This is a genomic window from Akkermansia sp. BCRC 18949, from assembly GCF_045011645.1.
Classification (GTDB): Bacteria; Verrucomicrobiota; Verrucomicrobiia; order Verrucomicrobiales; family Akkermansiaceae; genus Akkermansia; species Akkermansia massiliensis.
Map to the genome: position 1 here is coordinate 3,026,758 of NZ_CP123619.1, position 25,691 is coordinate 3,052,448.

The window sequence follows — 25,691 nt, forward strand, 5'->3', positions numbered from 1 at the left end:
GCACATATGGTGCCATGACGGAAGGGAATGCCGCGTTATCAACCATTCCCTGCAGCATATATACAACATATTGTATCATTATAAATATTTAATACATTATTTATACATTTTCCTTGCGGGGGCTCTCTTTCTGTGGTTCATTGCGTTTCAGCGCAGGTAACGGAAGACGGTGAAAATCCGTCGCGGACGCGCCGCTGTAACCGGTAGACGATGGACCGGACACTGACTGCCAGCAGTCGGGAAGTCCCCATCACATGTCGCACCGGAAGCCAGAAGACGACCTGATGCCCCCGTATCCCATCCCGCGGACAGGATGAACATACGCACAGGTCCTCATCGTGCCCCTTGTTAAAAATGCACGCATGCGGCGGCCCCTGCCTATGATTTTTCCAGGCTTTTGCCCAGGCTCGCGGATGAGCGGTCATCATCCCTTCCAAGCGAGACACCCACCATGGCAACAAGCATCATCAAGCGTTCCGGAAAAAAGGAACAATACCAGGGCTACAAAATTGAGGAAGCCGTCAAGAACGCGTTCCACAGCTCCGGCACCGCCTACAACCGTTCCATTTACGAAGAAGTGGAGGCCAAGCTGAGCCATCAGGACTGCGCGCATGTGGAAGAAATCCAGGACATGATAGAACGCGCCCTGTTCCGCTGCGGATACTTTGACACGGCCAAGACCTTCATCACCTACCGCTTCCTGCACAAAATGCAGCGCGAACAGCTCGGGGGCCTCTATTCCGGCAACACGTACGTGGACTGCAAGCAGACGGTGGAGGAATACATCGGCCAGAGCGACTGGCGCATCGCCGCCAACTCCAACACCACGTATTCCAACGCCGGCCTCATCAATAACACGGCGGGAAAGGTGATTGCCAACTACTGGCTGGACCAGGTTTATTCCGCACGGGAGGGGGCCGCCCACCGGGAAGGGGACTACCACATTCATGACCTGGACTGCCTGACCGGGTACTGCGCCGGGTGGAGCCTCCGCAACCTGCTCAACGAAGGATTCAACGGCGTGCGCAGCCGCGTGAACAGCAGGCCGCCGCGCCACTTCCGGGAAGCACTGGGCCAGATGGCCAACTTTCTGGGCATTCTGCAAAGCGAATGGGCCGGAGCCCAGGCCTTCAGCTCCTTTGACACCTTCCTGGCGCCTTACGCCTTCAAGGACCAGGCGGATTTCACGCGCATCAAGAAGGACATCCGCAGCTTCGTCTACAACCTGAACGTGCCCTCCCGCTGGGGGCAGTCCCCCTTCACCAACGTCACGATCGACTGGACCGTGCCGCGGGACCTGCGGGACCAGGCCCCCTTCAGCGGCGGGGAGCACCTCTTTGAAGGGGTGGAGGACCCGGGCCTGCTCTCCCTGGCGCGGGAACGCGGCGTGAACAAGCTGACAGAGCTGACCTACAAGCATTTCCAGAAGGAAATGAACCTGATCAACAAGGCCTTTTACGAGGTGCTCACGGAAGGGGACAGCACCGGGCAGCCCTTCACCTTCCCCATCCCCACCGTCAACATCACGGAAGACTTTGACTGGGAAGGGGAAAACGTGCCGCTCCTGTTTGAAAACGCCGCCAAGATCGGCTCCTCCTACTTCCAGAACTTCATCGGCAGCCAGTACACCGTGAATGAAAACGGGGAACGCGTGCCGGACGAACGGGCCTACAAGCCGGACGCCGTGCGCTCCATGTGCTGCCGCCTCCAGCTGGACCTGCGGGAGCTGCTCAAGCGCGGCGGCGGCCTCTTCGGCTCCGCGGAAATGACCGGCTCCATCGGCGTGGTGACCATCAACCTGGCCCGGCTGGGCTACCTGTTCAAGCAGAACCGGGAAGCACTGTTCGCCCGGCTGGGGGAACTGCTGGACCTGGCCAAATCCTGCCTGGAAAAGAAAAGAACCTTCGTCCAGGAAATGTACGACCGCGGCCTGTACCCCTACACCAGGCGCTACCTGCCCACCTTCCGCAACCACTTCTCCACCATCGGGGTCAACGGCATGAACGAACTGCTGCGCAACTTCTCCAACGACTCGATGGACATCACCTCCGAGGAAGGCAGGACCTTTGCGGAGGAAATCCTGGAATTCATCCGCCTGCGCATGCAGGAGTACCAGGAGGAAACCGGCAACCTGTACAACCTGGAAGCCACCCCTGCGGAAGGCACCACCCACCGCTTTGCCCGGGAGGACCAGAAGCGCTATCCGGACATCCTCCAGGCCGGGCCCGTGGGGCAGCGTTACTACACGAACAGCTCCCAGCTCCCCGTGGACCACACGAGCGACCTGTTCCGTGCGCTCCAGCTCCAGGACGAACTCCAGTGCTGCTACACGGGGGGAACCGTCTTCCACATGTACATGAATGAAGCCATCAGCTCCCCGGAAGCCTGCCGGGACATCGTCCGCAAGGTGCTGACCCGCTTCCGCATGCCGTACCTGACCGTCACCCCGCTCTTCTCCGTCTGCGACAAGCACGGCTACCTGCGCGGGGAGCACCAGTACTGCCCCTTCTGTGATGAAGAGCTGCTCCACATCCACAGGCATGAATAACCCTTTTCAACCAGCCGCCTCGTTTCAAAACCCAGCCATCAATACGACAATGACCAAACAGGAAATATTAAGCAAATACGCACAGGACCGTACCCGCTGCACCGTTTACACGCGCGTCATGGGCTATCACCGCCCTGTGGAAACCTTTAACGCCGGCAAACAGGGCGAATTCCACGACCGCGTCCACTTCGTGGAACCGGACCGTCCCTGCTCCTGCTCCGCCCAAACGGAACAGCCGCGGTAATTTTCCCAATAACATATGCGAAGTCAATGGGAACGGGCCGGGGCATAGCGGACATCACGCCGCTCACCTTGCTGGATTTTCCAAACAAGGTGGCCTGCATCTTCTGGCTGAGAGGCTGTAACTTGTTTTGTCAGTACTGTTACAACGTCTCCCTGGTCAGAGGAACGGGCTCTCCTGCCGGAGACCGGACGGACTACCTTGATTTCCTCAGAGATCGGGTGGGATTTCTGGACGGGGTAGTCCTGTCCGGCGGCGAGTGCACGCTGTGTCCCGACCTTATCCCCATCTGCCGCGAGATACGGCAGCTAGGCTTCGCGATTAAAATAGACACCAACGGCACGAGGCCCAGCGTGGTGAAAGCGCTGGTGGAAGAGGGGCTTTGCGACTACATCGCCCTGGACTACAAGGCGCCCCCCGAACAATACGGCGCCGTCACCGGCAGGCCCGACCTTTTCCCCTCCTTTTCCGCAACTCTGGACTACCTGATCGCCTCCCAAACCGCCTTTGAAGTCAGAACCACCGTCCATCCCGATTTATTGACGGAAGATCACGTCAACAACATCATACGCGACTTGACAAAGCGCGGGTATGGGGGCAACTACTTCGTGCAAAATTTCTACCTGACCAAACAAACACTCAACTCTCTCCCCGCGCCGAGCCGGTTGTTTGACCGGACCAGGCTGGAGCCGGCCTCCATCCCCGTCCACTTCCGCAACTTCGAGTTCGCTCCGGGCAAAGTCTGACCCAGCCGACCATGTTCGACATCCTGCTCAACCACAACACCCTGGTTCTCTTCGGAATCATCTTCTTCGGCATCGCCCTCGGCAGCATTAAAATATACGGCCTGAACCTCGGCCTCTCCGGCGTTCTCTTCGTAGCGCTGGCCGCCGGCCACTACCGCCTGGCCATCCCCAACGGCGTGGGCCAGCTGGGCCTGGCGCTCTTTGTGTACTGCGTGGGCCTGAGCGCGGGCAACCGCTTCTTCTCCGCCATCGCCAAGCAGGGAAGCAAGCTCGCGGTCATGTCCGCCGTGATTGTAGGCGTTTCAGCCCTCTTCACCTGCCTCTTCGGCATCTGGTTCAATGTTCCCGCGGGGATTTCCTCCGGCATCTTCGCCGGCGCGTGCACCAGCACCCCGGCCCTGGCGGCAGCCACGGAAAGCCTGCCGGGAGCCTCCGGAAGCGGCGTCAGCATCGGCTACGGCATTGCCTACCCGTTCGGCGTGGTGGGCGTGGTCCTCTTCGTCCAGCTTCTCCCGCGCCTGCTGCACTTTGACCTGAACAAGGAGGCCAAGGCCATGCACTCCAAGCAGGAGGCCAGCATCATCTCACGCTTGGTCCGCGTCACGCAGCCCAACCTGATCGGCCAGAACATTGCGGACTGCAAGCTGCTGGACGGCCTGCACTGCATGGTCACCCGCGTGGTGCGCAACGACAGGCTGATGCCGCTGACGCCGGAAGACACGTTCCGGGAGGGAACGGAAGTCCTCATCGTGGGCAACAGCGACACCATGCCGCATGACGTCGCTTTCCTGGGGGAAGTATGCGACAACCCCTACCCCATGGACTCCCAGAAGGAGCGCCGCAAGCTGATCCTGACCAACAAGAACTACGCCGGGCGCAAACTCCGCGATCTGAAAACCCTGCGAACGGACGGCGTGATCATCTCCCGCATCTCCCGCCTGGGCTTCACCTTCGTCCCCACGGGGGACACCACGCTGGAGCGCAATGACGTGCTGACCGTGGTGGGTTCTCCGGAAAACCTCACCAAGTACGGGGACAAAATCGGCCACCGCAGCCAGGACATGAACCAGACGGACCTTCTTTCCCTCGGGTTCGGCCTCTCGCTCGGTATCATTCTGGGGCTGGTCAACTTCAGTCTGGGTAACGGCCTGGGCATCTCCCTAGGGATTGCCGGCGGCCCGCTGATTGTGGCCCTGCTGCTCGGCCACTTCGGGCGCCTGGGCCCCATCGTGGGTTACATCCCCCGCCCCACGCGCCTTCTTTTGCAGGACCTGGGCCTGGTCTTCTTCCTGGCTGACGCCGGCATCAAGGGCGGCGCGGACCTGGTCACCACCGTGGCTACGCATGGCGCGGCCGTCTTCATCATGGGCGTCATCGTCACCTGCTCCGGCATGTTCGCCGGCTACTTTGTGGGCATGAAGGTCTTCAAGATGAACATCCTGGAATGCCTGGGCGGCATCTGCGGCGGCATGACCTCCACCCCGGCCCTGGGCGCCATCGCCAGCAAAACGGACTCCCAGGCCCCCGTGGTCAGCTACGCCACCGCCTACCCCGTGGCCCTCATCCTGATGACCATCATTGCGAAGGTCATCATCCAGACCATCGGCGGCGTGGTGGGCGTTTAGCCCAAGGCGCAAACTTCACCACCCGGAAAGACCGCGTCTCCGGCGGTTCTCTCCGGGCGCCATGCTTCACGGAAAAAGGAATATCGATTGCGGATCAGCGCCGTTTACCTCCTTGCCACCAGCCGGAAGTTTAAGACCCCGTTTCCGTCACTTCCATGCAGACGGACTGGAAGGCATTTTTCCAGTTGATGCGGATTCCGGCGTTCATCAGAAAATCGCCGCCCAGCACCCGTTCATGGACGTTGGCCAGGGGGCCGTTTTCATCCAGGTTGATCTCCCTGACCAGGTATCTGGCGGCAGGATTCAAGCCTTTCAGGCGCAGGGGCGGCGGGGAATCCGCCAGCCATTTGTCCATCAGCCAGGCGAAGACGACGGCCCGTTTCTCATGAACGTACATCAGGGCGGCCACCCGGCTTTCATACGGGGAGGACAGGCGGTACAGGTCCCCGAACTGGACCACGGGGCGGATGCGCTTGTATTCCGCCAGCGCCCGTTTGGAAAATTCTACTTCCTCCTTCGTCATGTCACAGGGCTGAAGCTCGAATCCCAGACGGCCCGACATGGCGACGTCAAAACGGAATTTGAGCGGCGTGACGCGCTTCGTCTGATGGTTGGGGGAGGCCGTCACATGGGCGGCCATGGTGATGGCCGGGAACAAATGGCCTATGCCCCACTGCATGAACACGCGTTCACAGGCGTCCGTATTGTCGGACGTCCAGAATTCATGATGCCTCCGCATGGTCCCGTAGTCGGCGCGGCCTCCGCCGGAGGAGCAGGCCTGAAACGTCACGTCCGGAAATTCCGCCGCCAGCGCATCAAGAATGGCTTCATAGCCGCGCACGTAGTCAATGGACAGGTTCCCCTGATGGCTGGCGTCCAGCCAGGGGGAGCCGGGATCGGAAATCTTGCGGTTGCAGTCCCACTTGACATAGGAAATGCCCGGATGTCCTCCCAACAGTTTCCGCATGGCGTCAAGAATGTATCCGCGCACGGCCGGGTTGCTCAAATCCAGCAGGTACTGGCTGCGTTCCAGCCTGTTTTCCCGGTGCGGAAGGCCGATGACCCATTCCGGATGCTTCTGATAAAGTTCCGAGCAGGGGTTCACCATTTCCGGCTCCACCCAGATGCCGAAGCGTATCCCCAGCTTTTCCGCCTGGCGGATCAGGCCTTCCAGCCCATGGGGCAGTTTAGCACGGTTTACCTGCCAGTCCCCCAGACCGGCCCGGGCGTCATTGCGCGGGAATTGGCCGCCAAACCAGCCGTCATCCAGCACGAAAAGCTCTATTCCCAAGTCCGCCGCACGTTTCATCATGCCGTGCAGCACTTTTTCCGTGAAGGTAAAGTACACTCCCTCCCATGAGTTCAGCAAGGTCAGCCGCTCCGTGCCGCCGCCGCGCAGGCCGTAGCGGCGCGCCCAGCGGTGGATGCGCCGGGAGGCTTCCCCCTTGCCGTTTCCACTGTGCGCCAGAATGAGGGGAGGCGTTTCAAACACTCCGCCGCCGTCCAGCAGATAGGGAGCGGGAGCCACGTCCAGCCCCGCCCCCGCAAAGAGGTAGTGATACGGGCTGTGGCGGAACCATATCCGGTAGTTGCCGGGCCACGCCAGCGCCCCCAGAACCACTTCCCCCGCATCCTCCCGCGCCGGACCGTCCAGGGAGATGACGAAGCCAGGGCTTCCCTCCTGGGCGGCGCGGGTACCGGTTCCGGAAACCAGGGCAAGTTCATGCCCCCGCGCCACTTCCTCCTCGCTCATCAGGGATTCCCCGCCCCATGTGCCGCGGAAGCTGGTGACAAAGTAACGTTCCGCTCGCAAATTCAGTTGCGCGGACGCCGCGCGGTGCAGGCGGATGCCTTCCCTTCCCTCGTTCCGTATCACCGCCCATTGAAGGAAGGCGTCCGATTCCCGGTGGGAGCGCACGTGAATTTCCACCCGCACGGGGTAGGAAGGGTCTTTCCCATAGAAGACGGCTTCTTCCCGGTCGTCATCCAGTTCCAGCACTTCCCATCCCTGGCATTCCAGGCGCAGGGAAAGAGTTCCGTCCGCCTGGGTCGCGCAAATGCAGTATTCATCCGACGCATTGGGAAGCCCCGTCACGGAGTCCGCCAGGGCGGAATACAGAAGAGGCGCATCCGCGGCGCTTTCCAGGGCATCCTCCGGTTCACGCAGCCGCGGTCCGTAATAGGCGCGGCGCACGCGGCCCTGTTCATCCCTGAACAGGGTCATCTGGGAGGAACGGGTCAACAAATGAACGGAATCCGGAGTCATGGTCGGCAAATGGGGAAAGGGTAAGTCATTTTTTCCGGGCAGGCGCACGGCCGCCCCTGCCTTGTCCATTAATCCCTGCCCCGGACAGGGAAGTCAATGGCAAAATGGCAGGAGAGCCCGGGCGTTTCTCCTACTTTTTCCACAAACGGGAGGAAGGCCGGAATTTCATGGTGCTTGATTCATGCACAAACAGTTTGCTGCCGTTTTCCGGATGGCGTACCACGCGGGCACGCCGCCGCTTGATGCTGAACGAACCAAAGCCGCGGAATTTGACCAGTGAGCGCCTCAGGACCGACCGGGCAATCGTGTCCAGCACCGCGTTCAGCGCACGTTCCGCCTGCCTGGGGGTAACGCCGTCCCCCAGCTCCCGCTGAAGTTCCCTGACGAATTGTGTTTTATTCATAGGCCGCCCAGCATGATATGCCCCGTTCTCCCGGTAAAGCGGAGAAGGGGCGCAGGCATTCCTGCCACCAGCCCCATACGGGGACGCCCTTCCGTTCCGGGCTGCAAGTTTCATCCTTGCCCCCCTCCGGCGGACCCATTAAGGTTCAGGGAAGATGCCTTCCCCCGCCGCCGATGCTCCATTCCCGGAACGAGCTTTCAACGTGACCGCGTTGAAATGGAATACCTGCGCCTGGCTTCTGCTGCCTGTCCTGGTGTTCATGGCCTGGTGGATGCACTGGTATGTCTCTATCCCCCTCGCGGCCCTGATGGCCGCGGGACTGGCTCCCGGAAGGCGCAAGGAACTACCGGAAAGGGAATTCCTCCCCTCTTTTCCCCTGTTCAACCGGTCCTCGTTTCTTGTCCTGGGCGCATTCATCGCCCTGATGGTCCTGTCCGGATGGGGGGAATGGGTCAATCAGCACCCGGACCACATCGTCAGGAACGCCTGCCTTCGTGAATTGGTCGCCAGCCCGTGGCCCGTCGTTTTTCCGGACGGAGACGTCTTGATCTACAACACAGGGTTCTGGCTGGTTCCGGCCCTGGCAGGCAAAGTGGCTGGGCAGGAAATTGCCCGGGCATTTGTCGTGCTGTGGGGTGCATGGGGCCTGTTTCTTGCCTGGCTGTGGCTCTGCGTTTTCTCCGGCCGCCGTTCCCTGCTGCTCGCCCTGCTGATGGTAATGTTCGGCTCCCTTCTGAATTTCCAATGCTGGCTGGGGCTAGATCTGTTCCGCCTGCATTACTTCGGCACGGCGGAACAGATCATGTGCAGCGCAAACGCCTCCATCCCTGTCATGCTTTTTTTCATCTTCCTGGCTTCGGGACGCATGCCCCCGCACTGGATGCCCCTTTTGTTCGCGGCCACGGCCTTTTATTCTCCCCTCGCGGCCCTGGGGGGGCTGCCCCTGGCGGTCTGCCAGTGGCTCCGGCAATGGAAAGGCAGCCGCTCCCCCCGGCGCAGCCTGCTTCATCCCTCCTTTCCGGCAGCCGTCATGCTGGGGGCGTGCTTCCTTCTTTATTATGCGGCGGTAAACGCGCCGTCCTCCCATATGGGCTGGCGGCCTTTTTATACGCGGCCGGGGGATTTTCTGCTGGCAGGGACCTCCTTCCTGCTGTACGCCCTGTTCTGCTGGCGGGATTTCCGGCGGAATTCCCTCTTTATCTGTACGCTGGCAACCGGACTGCTGCTGCCCTTCTTTTACGTCAACGGAGACGTCAACGACCTGCTCTGCAAGGGGAGCGTTCCGGCGATGGCCTGCCTGCTCGCCTTTCTGGCCTCCACCTGGGCGCGGCATCCCCGTCTCCGGATATGGATATGGCTTCTGCTGGCGCTCGGATTGGCGCCCCGGTTCAATGTTCCCTATTACTGCTGTTCTTCCAGCGCCCTCCAGGCATTTCTGACGCCTTGCGCCTCATGCACGGAGCCTTCCTCCTTTCCCTGCCGGGAATGGCGGCAACTCACCTATGCGCCGCAGGCACGCCACCAGGATGAATGGGGCCGCACCATGCACCATCCCGGACACCGGTGGCATCCCTATTATTCCGGCACGCCGCGCCCATGGCTACGCTTCATTTACCGTTTTTGACGTAAAGAAAACAGTTGCGGGAAAAACGCCCGGGAAATGAACATTCCGGATTCACTCCTTTCTTCATGGGAGGGGTCCGAATGCTCAGGCGGTCTTTTGACCTTCCTTCTGGAAGTTTTTCCAGCATTCCTCGATAACCGCGGGCAGGGACTTGCCTTCCTTGTCCATATCCCCCTGGCTTACCATTTTCTTAATCATTTTTCCGGAAACGGGGTCCAGGATGATGACGGCGGGAGGCCCGAAAACGACATAGGGGGCCTTGGAGCCTATGCATCCTACTACTTTGCCCGCTTCCTCCGGAACGAACTGGAAGGTAAAGGAACCCGGTGTCCTTCCCGGGGCCTGCCTGGTATCCACCATCCAGAAGATGAATTTTTTGCCGGAGGCCCTCTTGAAAGTCCGCTCCTTGATATGCTTGTCCGTAAAAATGTTGCAATACACGCACCAGGAAGACCCCGTCAGGTAGATGACCAGGGGAACCTTCTTGGCGATGGCCTCATTGCGCAGCTTGTCAAAGGCGGGACTGCCCGATTCATTCACGGCTGGAACGGGAGCCTGCTGCGCCAGGGCGGAAGCGGGAGCCAGCATGCCTGCCACGGCGGCGGCGCAAAGCACGGAAACGGCAAACTTGATCATATTACAGTAACCATAAGTCTCCCTGCGCAGAAGTCAAACTTCAAGATTCCGCCATTGCCATCATTTGCCGTTCAAGGTATATACATTCGCCATGCGCCATTCCAACCCCTATAACCGCAGGCACCCCTCACGGAATAAATGGCGCTTTGTTTTCTGGCTGTTCATGGCGTTCCTGCTCCTGGGCGCAGCCCTGGTTTATTTCCACCCCGCGGAAGACTGGAAAACTGCGGACCGCAGCAGCAGCGGCCTGGCCCCTCTACCCGCTGAAGAACCGGAAGCCGTCGTCCAGGTTTATTCGGCACGCGCCTTCGGCTGGCGCAGGTATTTCGCCGTGCACACCTGGATAGCCGTGAAGGAGAAGAATGCCGGCTTTTACACCGTGTACCAGGTCATGGGCTACCAGCTTCCCTCCCGGGGAACCAGCGTTTCCATCACGCGGGACATTCCGGACCGCAAATGGTTCGGCGCGGAACCGGAATTGATTCAGGAATTGCGCGGAGCAGCGGCGGAAAAGGCCATTCCCGTCATCAGCCGCACGGCGCAGGATTACCCCTATGCCGATACCTACTGGATCATTCCCGGCCCCAACAGCAACACGTTCACCGCCGCGCTGATGAGGGAAGTGCCGGATCTGACGGTGGAGCTTCCGCCTCATGCGGTGGGGAAGGATTATCTGCCCGGCGGCATTGCCGGACGGACGGAAAGCGGCACGGGCATCCGCATCAATTTATGGGGTCTCGCCGGGTTCAGCCTGGGGCTGGCGGAAGGAGCGGAAGTCAGCCTGCTGGGCCTGAACGCAGGCTTTGACCTGTTGCGCCCCGCCCTTAAACTTCCGATGATCGGGCGCATAGGGCTGCCGGACGCTCCTGTGGGCTGGGACTGGTGGAGCGTCACGCTGCTTCTTTCCGCCGGAGGGTTCATCTTCTTCCGCATGCTCCGCCACATGCGCAGGAAGCGGAGGCAGGCGCACCGCATCCCCTACTTCCGCCATCCGCGGACAAAAACGAGCGAGCGCATTTGAGCCGCATGGTACGGAAGCCTTTTTCCCTTATTCCGTTCCCCGTACACGGGAAGAAGGGGAATAAAGCGGAAATTCGATTGCCAAGCGCGGATGAAGCTGTAAGAATCCGCGCCATGAAAAAGCTCCTGATCCGCTCCTGTCTGATTGCCGGGCTGGCCTGGACCGCTTCCTGTTCCTCCAACAAGGAAACGGCGCCTCAGGAACCCGCTCCCGCCCCAGCCGTTCAACCGGAACAAACCGCCGCGGCGGACCGCCCCGCCCCCTGGGCTCCGGCCCCGGTGAAACCGGCCATTCTTCCGCAGGAGGAGAACGCAGAGTCCGTGCCGGGACCAGCCGTATTGCCTGGCGACTTCCGCCCCGGGCTGCGCACCCCCCGGCTGCCGGAAACCCTGCTGTATGATCTGGACGGCAAGCTGATCACCCCCTCCGCCCCGTAACCCTTTTCTTTTCCTTCACCATGACTGCGACCATTCCCAAGGGCTTCCACCCGGAACCTTTTTCCTACCATCAGGAGCTTGAACTGGACATTGACGCCCTTTCCAATGCGGGCGACGGCATCGGCCGTGTGGACGGCTGGGTGGTTTTCGTCCCCTTCGCCCTGCCGGGAGACCGCGTGAAGGCCCGCGTCTGGCGCAACGACAAGAATTATTCCTCCGCGGACCTGGTGGAAGTGCTTCACCCCAGCCCGGACCGCGTGGAGCCCGGCTGCCGCCTGTTCGGCACCTGCGGCGGATGCCAGTACCAGCATTTTTCCTACGACCGCCAGCTTCTCTGGAAAACCCGGCAGGTGGCGGACCTGCTCCGGTTGCAGGCAGGGCTGGAACTGCCCGTCAATCCGGCCATTGCCTCCCCCCGCCAATACCATTACCGCTCCAAGATTACGCCCCATTTTGACAAGCCCAAGGAAGCCAGCCGGCCGGCCATCGGCTTCCTGAAGGCGGGTTCCAGAAGGGAAGTGGTGGATGTGCCGCAATGCCCGATTGCCATGGAGTGCATCAACGAGGCCCTGCCCCTGGCCCGCAAGAGCGTTTACCAGGCCGCGGCCCGGTTCAAGCGGGGAGCTACCATTCTGCTCCGCGCCTCGGAAGGGACCGTCATTACCAATAACAACGCCGTGGCCTGCGAGCGCGTGGGCGGTCTGGAATTTCATTTTTTGGCGGGAGATTTTTTCCAGAACAATCCTTTCATTCTTCCGCTTTTTACGGACTACGTGGCCCAACAGGCGAGCATGGACGGGGAGGAGTTCCTGGTGGACGCCTATTGCGGTTCCGGCCTGTTCGCCCTGAGCCTAGCGAAGAAATTTAAAAAAGTGCTGGGCGTGGAAGTCAGCGAGACTTCCGCGGACTGGGCGCGCAGCAATGCCCGGAGCAACGGGATTAAACACGCGGAATTCCTGGCGGCGGACGCCGGAGCCATTTTCGCCCAGGTGGATTTCCCCGCGGAAAAAACCGCCGTGGTGATCGACCCGCCCCGCAAGGGATGCAGCATGGAGTTCCTGACCCAGTTATTCGCCTTCGGCCCCGGAAAGGTCGTTTACGTTTCCTGCAATCCCGCCACCCAGATACGGGACCTGGCGGAATTTGACAAGGCCGGGTACGCCGTCACCTCCGTCCAGCCCTTTGACCTGTTCCCCCAGACCAAACATCTGGAATGCGTGGTCACCCTGAAAAAGAACATCTGATTTTCCCCATGCCCAAGCTTTACATCAAAACCTACGGCTGCCAGATGAACGAGCGGGACTCCGAGCAGGTGGCCCGCATGTTCGTGCAGAAGGGCTATACCATGACGGACCGCGAGGATGAGGCGGACGTCATCCTGTTCAATTCCTGTTCCATCCGGGAGCAGGCGGAACAGAAGGCGCTGGGGAAGATGGGCCTGCTGGCCAAGCAGCAGCGGCACCGGCCGCACGTGGTGTACGGCATGATGGGCTGCATGGCCCAGAGCAGGAAGGATGAGTTGTTCAAGGAACTGCCGCGCCTGGACCTGGTGATAGGCACCCAGAAGTACCACCGCGTGTTTGAGCATGTGGACGGCATTCTGCGCGCGCGCCAGGAACGCCGCATGGATGAATTGCAGACCGCTTTTTCAGGCACTCACGTGTGCGACGTGGCGGATGAGGAGGATTCCCAGAACCGCATCCGGGACCACCTGAATCCCGGCGCGCGCTCCACGGCGTATGTCTCCATCATGCAGGGGTGTGAAATGAAGTGCGCCTACTGCATCGTCCCCTACACCCGCGGCAAGGAACGCAGCCGCCCCGTCCGGGACGTGGTGGACGAGGTGAAGATGCTGGTGGACGCCGGCGTGAAGGAAGTCACCCTGCTGGGCCAGATCGTCAACCGGTACGGCAGGCAGATGGAAACGGCGGACGGCAAGGGCGGCTTCGTCCAATTGCTGGAAGCCGTGCATGAGGTGGAAGGCCTCCGGCGCATCCGCTTCGTTTCCCCCCATCCCATCGGCTTCCGGCAGGATCTGGTGCAGGCATTCACCTACCTGCCCAAGCTGTGCAGCCACATCCATTTCCCCATGCAGAGCGGCAGCGACCGCATCCTGAAAATGATGCGCAGGCCGTACAGGAATGAAACCTATCTGGACCTTTGCGCCCGGATGAAGCAGGCGCGCCCGGATTTGTCCATCACCACGGACATCATCGTGGGCTTCCCCGGAGAAACGGAGGAAGACTACCTGCTGACCCGGCAGGCCGTGGAACGGGTCCAGTTTGACAACGCTTTCATTTTCCGCTACTCCCCGCGCCGCGGCACGCCCGCCGCCGCCATGGAGGAACAGATTCCGGAGGAAGTGAAGGAAGCGCGCAACCAGGACCTGCTGGCCGTGGTCAATGAAATCGCCATCCGGAAAAACCGGGAACTGGTCGGCACCGTTCAGGAAGTCCTGCTGGAAGGACCGTCCAAAACAAATGAAGCGCGCCTCTCCGGACGCACCTCCCAGAACAAGCCCGTGATGGTGGATGCCGCCCCTGACCTGACGGGAGAGCTTCTGCCCATCCGCATTGAGGAAAGCACGGGGTTCACCCTGTACGGCGTCCCATGCCCTTCCAGGGGATGATTTGCACGCCTTCCTCTTCCACCCGCAAATAAATGGCTCCGGTTTCCGGGAGACGGTACACGGCCGTTCCCTCCGGCACGGGGCATTCATGCTCCGTGGTGAAAATGACCGCGCGGGCGCCCGTGGCCCTGATCCATTCGGCGCTGTCCACCGGATCGCGCGGATGGTGCCCGATGACCAGCACATCCGCCCGCGGCGCTATTGCCGCCCGCGCCAGGGAGGAAAACCCGGCATTCCCTATCATCAGGACGAACCGCCCGCGGCATTTCCACGCCAGCACCCGGTTCCGGTCCTGATGGATTCCCGTGGACAACGGTACGGGAAAATCTTCCAAAACAAGTTCATTTCCAGGGCGGAACCTCCATTGCCGAACGGGACATTCCGCATCCGCTGCGCCCCAGTTCCGGATTCTGGGATATTCCTTCGCCAGCGCTTCCACTCCGGCGCGCTCCGCCCTGCCGTTTCCGGAAGCCAGTACGCCGCAAGGCCGGATACTGCGCGCCTTCAACACGGGAAGGAGGGTGTACCGGACCGCGTTTTCCGTTCCTGCGGCCACGACCAGCGCGGGATTGGAGATGACCGCGGACCAGGCGTCCTTCTGCAACGGAACGAGGACGGCTTCATTTTCCCCGGCAGGCGGCGCGGAAGAAAGATAGCTGCACGGCAGGGAAGCCACTCCCCCCGCCACCGCCAGCATGGCGGAGGCCAGCCAGGAAGCCGCCGTATTGCAAGCGCATGACATCCACGGGCACCATGCGAACACCAGCCCGAACAGGGAGACGCCCATGAGCGGAAAAACGAGCACGCTCAAGCACAAATTGGTCAGGGGAGCGTACAGGTTCCAGGTGTCGAAGTGCCATGCCGTCAGGGGAATGGACATCAGCCACGCCCCCACGGAGATGAGCAGCGCGCCGCGGCACGCTTTTTCCAGGCGCACCAGGCCTTTTTCCCGCGCATTGTAAATCCGGGAAGGAATGAACGGGTCCGGAGCCCACAGGGGCCTTTCCCGGCTGCTCCATCCTGCCAGGCAGACAATCACGGCGAAGACGCAGAAGGAGAGCTGGAACCCCGGCTGGAAAACCTGGAGCGGGTCCATCAGGCAAAGGAGGATGAAAGCCAGCGCCAGAATATTGGCCGGATGCCCCTTCCGGCGCAGCACGGACGCCAGCAGCCAGACCGCCGCCATGATGAAGGCCCGCAGGGCGGAGGCGGACATCCCGGTCACAAACACGTACACCGCCAGCAACGGAATGCAGGCCAGCCGCGCCGCACGGGGGCGCACGTACAACAGCCTCAGCATTCCCAGAACCAGCATGGCCGCCACCCCCACATGCATGCCGCTGACGGCGAACACGTGCATGCAGCCGCTTTCCAGAAACTTCGCCATCGTTTCCGGCCTCGCGTCCGTCTTGTCCCCCAGCACGGCGGAAACCATCACCTGCCGGGCCTCGTCATCCGCCGGCGCGCCTTCCCTCAGCAGGCCTGCGGCCCCCTCCCGGAGCCGCAGGGAAAACGCCCGGAGGCGGCTGCGCCAGTCGCCCGGCCCCACCCGGCAGGCGCCATCCAGCCGAATCCCGGCAATAATGCCGTGCAGGTATCCCCACCGCTCCCGGTCAAAGATGCCGGGGCCGCACGGGGCCTGGAGCGGATATGTCTCTCCCTCAATCCGGTACCGTTCCCCTACTGCCAGGGGGCATTCCCCGCCACGGGAGGAAACTGCGTACAGCCACCGGGAGCCATCCGGGCGGAACAGAACGGACTTTCCGGAAACGGCGTTAACGGAACCCTCCATGGCGACAGTCCTTCCCGCCTCTACGGGAACATTCCCGTATTCCCGGTCATACGCCAGCAGATGCATGGCCGCCCACACCGCCAGGGCAATGGCCAGCAGGCTCATGGAAGGGGCCCGGAACAGGCAGGGCAATAGCGCCCAGCAGAGGCAGAGGCCCCAGAACCAGGGGGAAACGTCCACCGCCGCGCATGCGCACAGCATGGCGAGAGCGGGAGCCAGCAGGGGAGCCGCGGCCATGGTCCGTTCCAGCCACGGCCGCCGCAGGTGGCGCTCCTGTTCCATCCGGGGAAAAACTTACTGCATGGCGTCCGCGCCGTCCCGTTCCAGGGGAAGAACGGAAGGTAGCGGAAGAACGACGTTGGCAGGCAGGGGGGCCTTGCGCTGGAGCACCTTGGGAGCCAGCGCCTCGCTCGTCTCATAGGCGCCGCGGAACATCTCCAGCTTGGCGTCCAGATTGTCAATGTAATGCAGGGCCACCGCCTCCGGGGTCTTGGGGAACACGGGGGAGCCGAAGGCCAGTTCCCCGTGGTGGGAGGCGATCAGGTGCAGCAGGTGCATGCGCACGTCCGGGGAGGCGGGGTCCAGCGTCTTCCAGGATTCCGCTTCCGGAAGGGCCATAATGCGCTTCCACAGATTGTTGACCAGTTCAATGCCCAGCGGAATGTGGCCCAGCAATTCCCCGGCTTCCGAATAGGGCATCGTGAAATCCTCCTTCGGGTAGCAGTTTTCCCACAGCTTCCCGCAGTCGTGAAACAGGCATCCGGCCAGCAGGAGGTCGCGGTTCAGCTCCGGATTCGCCTGGCAGACGGCAGAGGCCGTGCGCATCATTCCCGCCACATGCTCCACCAGTCCGCCGCGGCGGGCGTGATGGTAAGTGCGGGCGGCGGCGGCGCGCTGGAGGCGTTCCCCGAACTGTTCGATGAATTCAATGCACAGGGCGCGAATGCGCGGATCATTCATGCCCTTGATGAGCACGCAAATCTCCTTCAGGTCCGCTTCCTGCTTCTTCTTCAAGGTTCCGGACCCGGCCAGGAAGCTTTCCTTCTCCTGTTCGTCCAGGGGGCGCACTTCCAGATCGGCCGCTTCCATGCCGAAGCCCCCCTTGGTCCACTGGCCGCGCAGGCTCACGAAACTGCGGAGAGGCAGGGAGGCCAGCGTGCGGAACCAGGGCTTGTCCTCCCACACCTTCAGTCCCATCGTCCCTTCCGCATCGGCAAAAGATACGTCCAGATACGGCTTGTTGCTCTTGGTCATCTTCTGCGCGCACTGGGCGATCTGGGCAAAAACTTCCGCTTCCACCTGGCCCTCCGCGGCCAGCTTGCCCAACTCCATGAGACTGACTTGTTCCATGCGGGCCATCTTGCCCCGCTTCCCTCCATCCGTCAAGAAAACGCCGGAGGACTACGATGATAAAAAAAGGAAACCGCTTATTTTTCCAATACTCCCAACTCAGCAACGGCAACATGGCTGCCTTCCACTACCCGCTTGCCTACAAAACGCAGGTAACGGGCTTTCACGGGCGTTTCCAGGTCAATCCGCTGCGGAACGGGATTGGCGCGGATATTGGAAAACTCCCCCTCCGCGGCGGGAGCTCCCCAATCGTTCCCGTCCGTACTCAGGTAGACGGCGTAGCGGTCAACCGTCCCCTTTGCGGAATCCTTGCGGGGCGTGTAGATGACGGCGGCAACGTTGACCGGACGCCCCATGTCGATTTCCAGCGCCTGCGGAGGAGCTATTTCCCCCTGGGCGGCATGCGTATGCCAGAGGGTGGAGGGGTTGCCGTCAATGGCCAGCTCCGGAGCGGCGGCGCTTCTTTCCCCTGCCGCCACCTTCCAGTCCCGCGTAGGGACGGGGATGATCTGCGCGGTTACGGAAGACCTTCTGCCGCGGTATTCGCTTACCGCCTTCACCGTCCCCCCGGCAGGGAGAAGGAAAGGCTCCCTGTACACGGCGGACTGCGGGCCGGGGTCCGTTCCGTCCGTGGTGTACCTGGTCACCACGCCCTCCGCGGATGCCAGGGTCACCCGGCCATCGCGGTCGTAATTCACTGCCGGAGCATTCAGGATAACAGGGTACTTCCACAGGGAAACCTCGCACAAGGCCGGAACGGCCCGGGACTCTTCCAGCACCACGCGCACTTCATCCGCCGTCACGGGCCTGCCCTTCAAAAGAACCCTGGCTCCTATGCTGGAACCTTCCGTCCATTTGCTCCAGCGGCCGTTTTCACGCACCTCCACGCGGAACTTGCGCACCCTCTGCCCCAGTTGGACGGGTTCCGCCAGCCGGATGACGTCAAACGCCGCAGGTTCCGGCAATTTCAACGCCAGGCAGGGATTTTTATCTTCCGGAGCGGCCGCCCAGTACGTCGCCCGCTTCCGGTCCAGAACCTGTTCCGGGCCGTGCCCCTTCCATGAGGAGGAGGAATCCGCCCGTGCCCCGGAAGCGAAGTTGCGGGAATACAGTTCATTCAGCAGCGCACGGAACCCCGCCAGGGACTTTTTATCCTCTTCATGAATGCGGCCGCGGCGGTCCGGCGGCACGTTCAGATTCAGGTTGGCCCCTCTGCCCACGCTGTCAAAGTACAGTTTCAGCAGATTCTCCGGCGTCCGGACGCGGGAATTCTCATGCTCATGCCAGAACCAGCCGGGACGGATGGAAACATCCACTTCCGCGGGAATCCAGTACTTGCCGTCCACGGTGCCTTCCGTGCCCAACTGGTAGCGCACGGTGCCGGGCGCGGGTTCCGTCCCGGCTTGCAGCGGAACGGGGGTGTACGTGGCCCAGCAGGGATAGCCCGCATAACCGCTTTCGTTCCCCACCCAGCGGGCACCCGGCCCCACGTCGGAAAAAATCACCGCTCCGGGCTGCCGTTTCTTCAGTTCCCCCCACGTCTTCTTCCAGTCGTAATACGTGCTCCGGTCAATGGAGCGCTTCTCCCGCGTTCCACCGTAATAGCCGTCCCCTCCGTTCGCTCCGTCAAACCACGCCAGGAAAACGGGACCGTATCCCGTCGCCAGCTCCTTCAACTGCTGGCGGTACATTTTGATATATTCCGGAGTGCCGTAGGAGGAAGCGTTGCGGTCCCAGGGCGACAGGTAAATGCCGAACCTGACGCCGTATTTTTTGCACGCGCGGGAAATCTCCTTCACCACATCGCCCTTCCCCTGCTTCCACGGGGAGGCCGCCACGCTGTGCCGGGTGGTCTTCGTGGGCCACAGGCAGAAACCGTCATGGTGCTTGCAGGTCAGCACCACTCCCTTGAACCCGGCGTCCGCCAGCGTCTTTACAATTTCGTCCGCATTGAAATCGGAAGGATTGAACAGCTCCGGCTTCTCGTCGCCATAACCCCATTCCTTCCCGGTAAAGGTATTGATGGTGAAATGGATGAAGGCATACATCTCCATGTCGTGCCATGCCAGTTGAGCCGGAGAAGGAACAGGCTTCAACGGGGGAACTCCATTCTTCACTTCCGCTTCCGCCAACCCGGCGGCCAGCATGCAGGTTCCCAGAAGGGCCGGGGCTAACTGATTCAATCTTCTCATCAAATGCATAACTAACGTTCGGAACTATATACGCTCCGGGCATCCTGTTCTTTCAGACGACTCTACGAGTTGAAACCGTACCGCCCGCCGAAGATGACCTGTTTCCCGCAATCGCGGGAGAAACGGGGCGCCTGCGCTTTTTTCCTTTTCCGCCCATCAGGAATTATGGAGCAATCAATATATTGAACACGTATCCGGACAGAATGATAAACGCCGTCACTGTTCCGAAGAAAATCCAGATCAGCTTCCAGGTCATCACCTTCTTCAGAAGGGCCGCCTCCGGCACGGAAAGCCCTACCGTCGCCATCATGAACGCTATCGCCGTGCCGATCGGAACGCCTTTCGCCACAAACACCTGGATCACCGGAACTATCGCCGCCGCATTCGCATACATCGGAACCGCGCAAATTACCGCAACCGGCACCGCCCACCAATGCTCCCGGCTCATGGACGCTTCAAAAAATCCCTCCGGCACATAGCCGTGCACCGCCGCTCCCATGGCGATGCCGATCACCACATACAGCGCCACTCCCTTTACGATTTCCCACGCATCATGCATGATGACGGCCCATCTCTTCCGGAACGGCGTCCCCTTCCGCTCCCACGCGCCGCTTTCCTCCCCGGACTGGACAAGCAGCCCCCGTATCCAGGGGGACAGATAGCGTTCCAGCCTGAACCTCTCCAGCACAGCCCCTCCCATCATCCCCAGCAAAATGCCGGAGACCGCATAAATCACCGTGATCTTGACCCCGAACGCCCCCAGGAACAGGGCGATGGCAACCTCATTCACCAGAGGCGATGTGATCAGGAAGGCAAACGTCACGCCCAGCGGAATCCCTCCTTTCACAAAGCCGATAAACAGGGGAATGGAGGAACATGAACAGAACGGCGTGACCGCCCCGAACAGGGCGGCGAAAAAATACTGAAACCCGTAGAGCTTCTTTGTCGTCAAAAACACGCGGATGCGTTCCACCGGGAAATAGGCGTTCACCACGCCCATGAAAAGACTGATCGCGTACAGCAGGAAGAGGATCTTCACCGTGTCGTACACGAAGAAGTTGACCGCCTCCCCCAGACGGGTATGGGGTGTGAACTCCAACACCCCGTAAACCAGCCAGTCGGCAAAATCCTGAATCATAACCGGGAAGAATTCTCCTACCGCTCTGCGGAAACAGCCGGGCGGGGAGGTTCCCCGCCCCCGGAACGTTCCTGGTGATTCATCATCTTAACCACCGCCAGCAGAATGAGCAGCGCCGCAGCCCAGACGGCAGCCCTTTTCCATCCGCCCTTTCGCTTGAAGGAAGCGCTGCCGCAGCAGCCCCCTCCTCCGCACCCGCAGGAACCTGCCTCCGGATGGGGAAGATTCCCCTTTACTGCCCTTGAATCCTCCGGCCTTCCGCTACAGCAACCCTCCTCCGGAGAATCCGCTTGAAGCGCTTTTTGGAGCATCCTACTGATTTCATCCCGGGAGGGTACCGTGCCGGAAACAAGAATCCTGCCGTCCACCCCAAGAGCCGGGGTTTCCAGCACTCCGGCGGCGGCAAGTTGCGCGGCATCCGTCACCTTTTCCGGAAGCGGTTCCAGACAGAGTTCCCGCATGACCTGCTCCGTCACCTGCGCCAATGCCGTACATTTGGCGCACCCCGGTCCGTAAATTACTATCTTCTTCATGTAATTATTGATTTATATTTTTAAGAATATCAAAATGTATGAATAAAAAATACTGAACAAACTGAATACCAATACCATTACCCCTTTAACGCCGGGCTTTCCTGCAAACACGACAGCACGCTGCTGAGGCAGGGGCAGCACAGGGAATAATACACATTTTTCCCCCGCTGTTCACAGGACACGATCCGGCTGTTCTTCAACACGTTCAAATGGCTGGAAACGGTAGACATGTCACGTCCGGAATCCTTCTGCAGTTCGCAGACGCAGCGTTCTCCATCCAGAAGCATCTCCACAATCATGAGGCGCACGGGATGCCCCAGCGCCTTGAAAACACCGGCAAGAGGTTCCAGCTCCTTGACGGAGTGAACCGGACGGAATGAAGAGGTGCAGGAACAATCGGACATAAGCAATGGATTTATTATTTTTAAAATCGTAAAAATGTCAATCTGTTTTCCCGCCACGGCCATGGCACACCACGCAGGCACAGCGCACAGAGGCAGCCGCTTGAAATCACCCCCCATGCTGGACACGGCAATTCCCTTCCGATATGCTCGCTTACACACCTTTACCGCCATGCTGTACATCGGATGCCACCTCTCCTCCGCAAAAGGTTACGAAGCCATGGGCAGGGTTGCCCTTTCCATCGGCGCCAACACCTTCCAGTTCTTTTCCCGCAACCCGCGCGGAAGCAAGGCCAAGGCCATTGACGAACCGGACATTGCCCGTTTTCTGAAGCTGGCGGAAGACAACGGCTTCGGCACGCTGCTGGCGCACGCCCCTTATACGCTGAACCCCTGCTCCGCTGACCCCAAAGTCACCCGCTTTGCGGCCCAGGTGCTGAGGGAAGACCTGGAGCTCATGGAGCATCTGCCGGGCAACCTTTACAACTTCCATCCCGGCAGCCACGTGGGACAGGGAGTGGAAAAAGGCATTGAACTGGTGGCGGACCAACTGAACGGCGTGCTTGCTCCGGACCAAAAAACGACCGTTCTGCTGGAAACCATGTCCGGCAAGGGAAGCGAGCTCGGCAAGACCTTTGAAGAACTGGCCGCCATCATTGAGCGCGTGGACCTGAAAGAAAAGCTGGGCGTCTGCCTGGACACCTGCCACGTTTATTCCGCCGGGTACGACATCGTCAACAACCTGGACGCCGTGCTGGAACAGTTCGACTCCGTGCTGGGCCTGGAACGCCTGCACGCCATCCACCTGAACGACAGCATGACGCCTTTCTCCTCCTTCAAGGACCGCCATGAAACCATCGGCAAGGGGAGCCTGGGAAAACAGGCCTTCATCAACATCATCAACCATCCTTCCCTCCGGGAAGTGCCCTTTTTCCTGGAAACGCCCCGGGACGACGCCGGGCACGGCGAGGAAATAGCCTGGCTGAAAGAACATTACCGCGGCTGAGCGTGATTCCCGGATCAACCGGGTTGCCTGTGATGGAGAAAAAGCTTGCATGCGCGCCAGATACGGGATACATAAGGCCTGTAAATTAGTTTAAACTAATTCCAATATCTGCTTTTCGAGGCAGAACCCATCCGGCTTTTATGAAAGAAATGCGCATCGCAAAAATAACAGGGCGTGAAATTCTGGATTCACGCGGCAACCCCACCATTGAGGCGGACGTTTATCTGGAAGGCGGAGCCGTAGGCACGGCGGGCGTCCCCAGCGGAGCTTCCACCGGGGAACATGAAGCCTGGGAACTCAGGGACGGCGACACGGCCCGCTACCAGGGCAAAGGCGTCACCAAAGCTGTGGACAATATCCGCAACGTCATCGCCCCGGCCCTGATCGGCCTGGAAGCGACGGAACAAACCACGGCGGACGCCCTCATGAGCTCCCTGGACGGCACCTTCAACAAGGCCAAACTGGGAGCCAACGCCATTCTGGGCGTTTCCCTGGCGCTTGCCAAGGCGGCGGCGGCCCAGCTGCAACAGCCCCTGTACCGCTACCTGGGCGGTCCGAACGCCAAGGTTCTGCCCGTCCCCATGATGAACATCATCAATGGGGGCGCCCACTCCGACGCGCCCATCGACTTTCAGGAATTCATGATCGTTCCGTCCGGCGCGCCTACTTTCCGGGAAGCCCTGCGCTATGGCGCGGAAGTCTTCCATGCCCTGAAATCCGTCCTGCACAGCCGCGGCCTTTCCACCGCCGTGGGTGATGAAGGCGGCTTCGCTCCCAGGCTGAACTCCGCGGAAGACGCGCTGGACTGCATCGCCCAGGCCGTGGACAACGCCGGCTACCGGTTCGGGGAAGACATTTCCATTGCCCTGGACGTGGCTTCCTCCGAATTCTACGATCCGGAATCCGGACTGTACGTTTTCAAGAAGTCCGACGGCAGCCGCAGAACCGCCGCGGAACTGACGGATTACTACGTGGAACTGAAGAAGAAATACCCCATCGTCTCCATTGAGGACGGCTGTGCGGAAAACGACTGGGACGGCTGGAAAATCCTGACGGAAAAACTGGGCAAAAGCACCCAGCTCGTCGGGGACGACCTCTTCGTCACCAACGTTGAATTCCTCAGAAAAGGCATTCATCTGGGCGTGGGCAACTCCATTCTGGTGAAGGTAAACCAGATCGGCTCCCTGACGGAGACGCTGGATGCCGTGGAGCTGGCCATGGGCAACCGCTACACCGCCGTTATTTCCCACCGCTCCGGGGAAACGGAAGACGCCACCATCGCGGACATCGCCGTGGGGACCAACGCCGGCCAGATCAAGACCGGCTCCCTGAGCCGTTCCGACCGCATGGCCAAATACAACCGCCTTCTCCGGATTGAGGAGGAACTGGGGGAATCCGCCCGCTACGGCAACGGATTCGGCCTGTTCTGACCTCTTTTGCCGGAACTGGCATAAAACAACCCAAATCCCCGGTCGTCGTGAGGCGGCGCGGGGATTTTTCATTCTCCGGGGTAATTGCATCCTTTTCTTTGGGACAAAATATGCAATGCTGGGCTTTCGGATTCCGCATTGCCAAAAAGCCCCATCTCCGTTCCGCGCCATGTCTCCCAGCCTTTCCCTGCCCACACGCCCCCTGCTGTGCGCGGCACTGGCGTACCTGGCGCTTCCTCTGGGCCTCTTCCTGTGGGGATGGCTGCATCCCGCCTTCTCCGTTCCGCTTTGCGCCGCACTGGCGTATGGATTGTACGCCTGCACCCGGAATCTTCCGGAACAGCGGCTTCCTCTGAAAGCCCGCGGACTGGCCGTGCTAGGCTTTCTGTCCGCCTTCTGCCTGCTGCTGGTGCTGCTGTGCGGCTTCACGGGCCACTGCCAGCAGCACGCGGACTTTGCGGTCCGCAACGCCGTTTACGAACAGCTTGCGACAGGCTCCTGGCCCCTCGTCATGGCGGACGGGCGCCACTTCATCTACTATCTGGGCCATTGGTTGCCTCCCGCGCTGGCCGCCTCCTGCTGTCCGGACGCATGGGCTCCCTGGCTGCTGGCCCTGTGGACCTTCCTGGGGCTGGAACTGGCGCTGCTGGCGGCTACCTCCCGCTGGGGCGTCCGGCAAACAGCCTGGTGGGCGCTGGTTCTCTTCTGCCTGGGATCTCCGGCAGCGGCGCTGGACTGCCTGGGAATGCCCCTCCCCTCCCTGTTCGCGGAATACAATGCCCAGATGGTGCTGTTCATCGGCATGCCCGCCCAACTCTTCAACACGTTCAACCATGCCGTTCCGGCGCTGTTGTGCGCCGTGCTTATTCTGACCCGCTCCCTGCCTGCCGCGGGATATTATTTCATGGGGGCATTGCTGCTGCCGTCCTCCCCGCTGGGCGCTCTTCTGCTCCTTCCGTACATAGTGTATGAAACCCTGTTCTGCCGCCCAACGGAGCAGGCTCCTCCTTCCCGGCTCCGGTCCCTCCTGCTCCAGCCGGCTTTCTGGGTTGCCTTCCTGTGCGCGGCGGTCATGGCCGTCTTTTATGCCCATCTGGACGGTGGGGGGCAGTTTTCCTGCCTTTTTGCCGGGAAGTATGCGGAAATCTACCACTACGGCCAGCAGCGGCTGCTGCTCTATCCCGGCTCCGTCAAATACGCCAGTTTCCTGCTGGCTCTGGCCCTGGGCGTTCTGCTGCCGGGTGCGCTGCTCTTCCAAGCATGCCGGAGGAATCCGCTGTACTACATCACGCTGGGGATGATGGCAGGCAGCCTCTTTTTCCGCACGGGCATCATGAATAATGAACTTCTCTTTAAAGCCCCGGCGGTCCTCTATCCCTTCCTCTCCCTGCTCTTTCTCCATGCCTTCCGCCAGGGGGGTACGAAATACCGGACACTCCTGATTCTTTACCTGGCCTGCACGGCCCTTCCGTCCCTGCAATGCATGATGGAAAAAGCGGGTACGTTCTCCACCCGGGCAAGCACTATGCAGGAGCATCAGCTGACGGCGCACGGCGGCATGCTTGACCGCCGGAAAGACCCCGTCTGCCGCCAATTCGTCAAAAAGGACGGCCATCCCCTCCCCGCCTGGCTGTTCAAGACCGGAACAAGGCCATAACGTCACGGCGGCGGGA

At 60.8% G+C, this 25,691-nt stretch carries 21 protein-coding genes and 1 riboswitch; of the genes, 12 read left to right on the plus strand and 9 right to left on the minus strand.

The genetic code is table 11. From position 1 onward, the window contains the following. The first annotated feature begins 99 nt into the window (after nt 1–99). A riboswitch (cobalamin riboswitch) is annotated at nt 100–301 on the plus strand. Nucleotides 302–451: 150 nt separating this feature from the next. The 4 genes from P8A25_RS12725 to P8A25_RS12740 are packed head-to-tail and all read left to right on the plus strand — an operon-like array spanning nt 452 to nt 5,160. Continuing rightward, nucleotides 452–2,548 carry a ribonucleoside triphosphate reductase gene (locus P8A25_RS12725; protein WP_102726446.1) on the plus strand — a complete coding sequence of 699 codons (2,097 nt, stop codon included), beginning with the start codon at nt 452–454 and terminating at the stop codon, nt 2,546–2,548. 49 nt (nt 2,549–2,597) lie between these two features. After that, nucleotides 2,598–2,792, plus strand: a complete 195-nt coding sequence (gene nrdD, locus P8A25_RS12730; protein ID WP_102722206.1) for an anaerobic ribonucleoside-triphosphate reductase — start codon at nt 2,598–2,600, stop codon at nt 2,790–2,792. 26 nt (nt 2,793–2,818) lie between these two features. After that, on the plus strand, nt 2,819–3,535 hold the full coding sequence (locus tag P8A25_RS12735; RefSeq protein WP_215443469.1) for an anaerobic ribonucleoside-triphosphate reductase activating protein: 717 nt from the start codon (nt 2,819–2,821) through the stop codon (nt 3,533–3,535). An 11-nt stretch (nt 3,536–3,546) separates the two neighbouring features. Further along, nucleotides 3,547–5,160 carry an aspartate:alanine exchanger family transporter gene (locus P8A25_RS12740; protein WP_102728536.1) on the plus strand — a complete coding sequence of 538 codons (1,614 nt, stop codon included), beginning with the start codon at nt 3,547–3,549 and terminating at the stop codon, nt 5,158–5,160. A gap of 130 nt (nt 5,161–5,290) precedes the next feature. On the opposite strand, the gene P8A25_RS12745 is transcribed toward P8A25_RS12740, so the two are convergent. Both P8A25_RS12745 and P8A25_RS12750 read right to left on the minus strand, forming a co-directional pair. After that, the gene (locus P8A25_RS12745) at nt 5,291–7,426 is read right to left on the minus strand and encodes an alpha-galactosidase (RefSeq protein ID WP_215443471.1); all 2,136 of its coding nucleotides are present in this window, start codon (nt 7,424–7,426) and stop codon (nt 5,291–5,293) included. Nucleotides 7,427–7,556: 130 nt separating this feature from the next. Next, nucleotides 7,557–7,829, minus strand: a complete 273-nt coding sequence (locus tag P8A25_RS12750; protein WP_180971002.1) for an HU family DNA-binding protein — start codon at nt 7,827–7,829, stop codon at nt 7,557–7,559. Between the two features lie 154 nt (nt 7,830–7,983). Between P8A25_RS12750 and P8A25_RS12755 the strand changes: the two genes are divergently transcribed. Further along, entirely contained in the window at nt 7,984–9,453 is a 1,470-nt protein-coding gene (locus P8A25_RS12755) for a hypothetical protein (protein ID WP_102726451.1), read from the plus strand. 84 nt (nt 9,454–9,537) lie between these two features. Here the strand turns inward: P8A25_RS12755 and P8A25_RS12760 are convergent, their stop codons facing one another. After that, nucleotides 9,538–10,089 carry a thioredoxin family protein gene (locus tag P8A25_RS12760; RefSeq protein ID WP_022396851.1) on the minus strand — a complete coding sequence of 184 codons (552 nt, stop codon included), beginning with the start codon at nt 10,087–10,089 and terminating at the stop codon, nt 9,538–9,540. A gap of 91 nt (nt 10,090–10,180) precedes the next feature. Between P8A25_RS12760 and P8A25_RS12765 the strand changes: the two genes are divergently transcribed. From P8A25_RS12765 to miaB, 4 genes are all read left to right on the plus strand, one after another. Then, complete coding sequence (locus P8A25_RS12765) at nt 10,181–11,110, plus strand: DUF3750 domain-containing protein (protein ID WP_102726452.1); 930 nt, start codon at nt 10,181–10,183, stop codon at nt 11,108–11,110. Between the two features lie 113 nt (nt 11,111–11,223). Then, complete coding sequence (locus P8A25_RS12770) at nt 11,224–11,547, plus strand: hypothetical protein (RefSeq protein WP_102726453.1); 324 nt, start codon at nt 11,224–11,226, stop codon at nt 11,545–11,547. A gap of 20 nt (nt 11,548–11,567) precedes the next feature. After that, nucleotides 11,568–12,791, plus strand: a complete 1,224-nt coding sequence (locus tag P8A25_RS12775; protein WP_215443473.1) for a class I SAM-dependent RNA methyltransferase — start codon at nt 11,568–11,570, stop codon at nt 12,789–12,791. An 8-nt stretch (nt 12,792–12,799) separates the two neighbouring features. Then, nucleotides 12,800–14,176: a tRNA (N6-isopentenyl adenosine(37)-C2)-methylthiotransferase MiaB gene (miaB, locus tag P8A25_RS12780; RefSeq protein ID WP_102726455.1), complete on the plus strand. Its 1,377-nt coding sequence runs from the start codon at nt 12,800–12,802 to the stop codon at nt 14,174–14,176. Here the strand turns inward: miaB and P8A25_RS12785 are convergent. The 6 genes from P8A25_RS12785 to P8A25_RS12810 form a co-directional block, all read right to left on the minus strand. Next, a complete protein-coding gene (locus P8A25_RS12785; protein WP_215443475.1) occupies nt 14,139–16,250 on the minus strand; it encodes a ComEC/Rec2 family competence protein in 2,112 nt (703 codons plus the stop codon). The two genes, miaB and P8A25_RS12785, sit on opposite strands and share 38 nt — an antisense overlap. A 12-nt stretch (nt 16,251–16,262) precedes the next feature. Then, complete coding sequence (locus P8A25_RS12790) at nt 16,263–17,318, minus strand: 3'-5' exoribonuclease YhaM family protein (protein WP_180971001.1); 1,056 nt, start codon at nt 17,316–17,318, stop codon at nt 16,263–16,265. 77 nt (nt 17,319–17,395) lie between these two features. Continuing rightward, the gene (locus tag P8A25_RS12795) at nt 17,396–19,501 is read right to left on the minus strand and encodes an alpha-L-fucosidase (protein ID WP_215443477.1); all 2,106 of its coding nucleotides are present in this window, start codon (nt 19,499–19,501) and stop codon (nt 17,396–17,398) included. A gap of 172 nt (nt 19,502–19,673) precedes the next feature. Next, nucleotides 19,674–20,648, minus strand: a complete 975-nt coding sequence (locus P8A25_RS12800; RefSeq protein WP_102722194.1) for a permease — start codon at nt 20,646–20,648, stop codon at nt 19,674–19,676. Nucleotides 20,649–20,665: 17 nt separating this feature from the next. Next, the gene (locus tag P8A25_RS12805) at nt 20,666–21,181 is read right to left on the minus strand and encodes an MTH895/ArsE family thioredoxin-like protein (RefSeq protein WP_102722193.1); all 516 of its coding nucleotides are present in this window, start codon (nt 21,179–21,181) and stop codon (nt 20,666–20,668) included. Between the two features lie 77 nt (nt 21,182–21,258). Next, nucleotides 21,259–21,585, minus strand: a complete 327-nt coding sequence (locus P8A25_RS12810; protein WP_102714813.1) for a helix-turn-helix transcriptional regulator — start codon at nt 21,583–21,585, stop codon at nt 21,259–21,261. A 169-nt stretch (nt 21,586–21,754) separates the two neighbouring features. Here P8A25_RS12810 and P8A25_RS12815 point away from each other — a divergent pair, with 169 nt between their 5' ends. From P8A25_RS12815 to P8A25_RS12825, 3 genes are all read left to right on the plus strand, one after another. Continuing rightward, a complete protein-coding gene (locus P8A25_RS12815) occupies nt 21,755–22,588 on the plus strand; it encodes a deoxyribonuclease IV (protein ID WP_102722266.1) in 834 nt (277 codons plus the stop codon). A gap of 140 nt (nt 22,589–22,728) precedes the next feature. After that, a complete protein-coding gene (gene eno / locus P8A25_RS12820) occupies nt 22,729–24,018 on the plus strand; it encodes a phosphopyruvate hydratase (RefSeq protein WP_180973188.1) in 1,290 nt (429 codons plus the stop codon). A 169-nt stretch (nt 24,019–24,187) separates the two neighbouring features. Beyond that, nucleotides 24,188–25,675 carry a hypothetical protein gene (locus tag P8A25_RS12825; RefSeq protein ID WP_215443479.1) on the plus strand — a complete coding sequence of 496 codons (1,488 nt, stop codon included), beginning with the start codon at nt 24,188–24,190 and terminating at the stop codon, nt 25,673–25,675. Nucleotides 25,676–25,691: the final 16 nt, after the last annotated feature.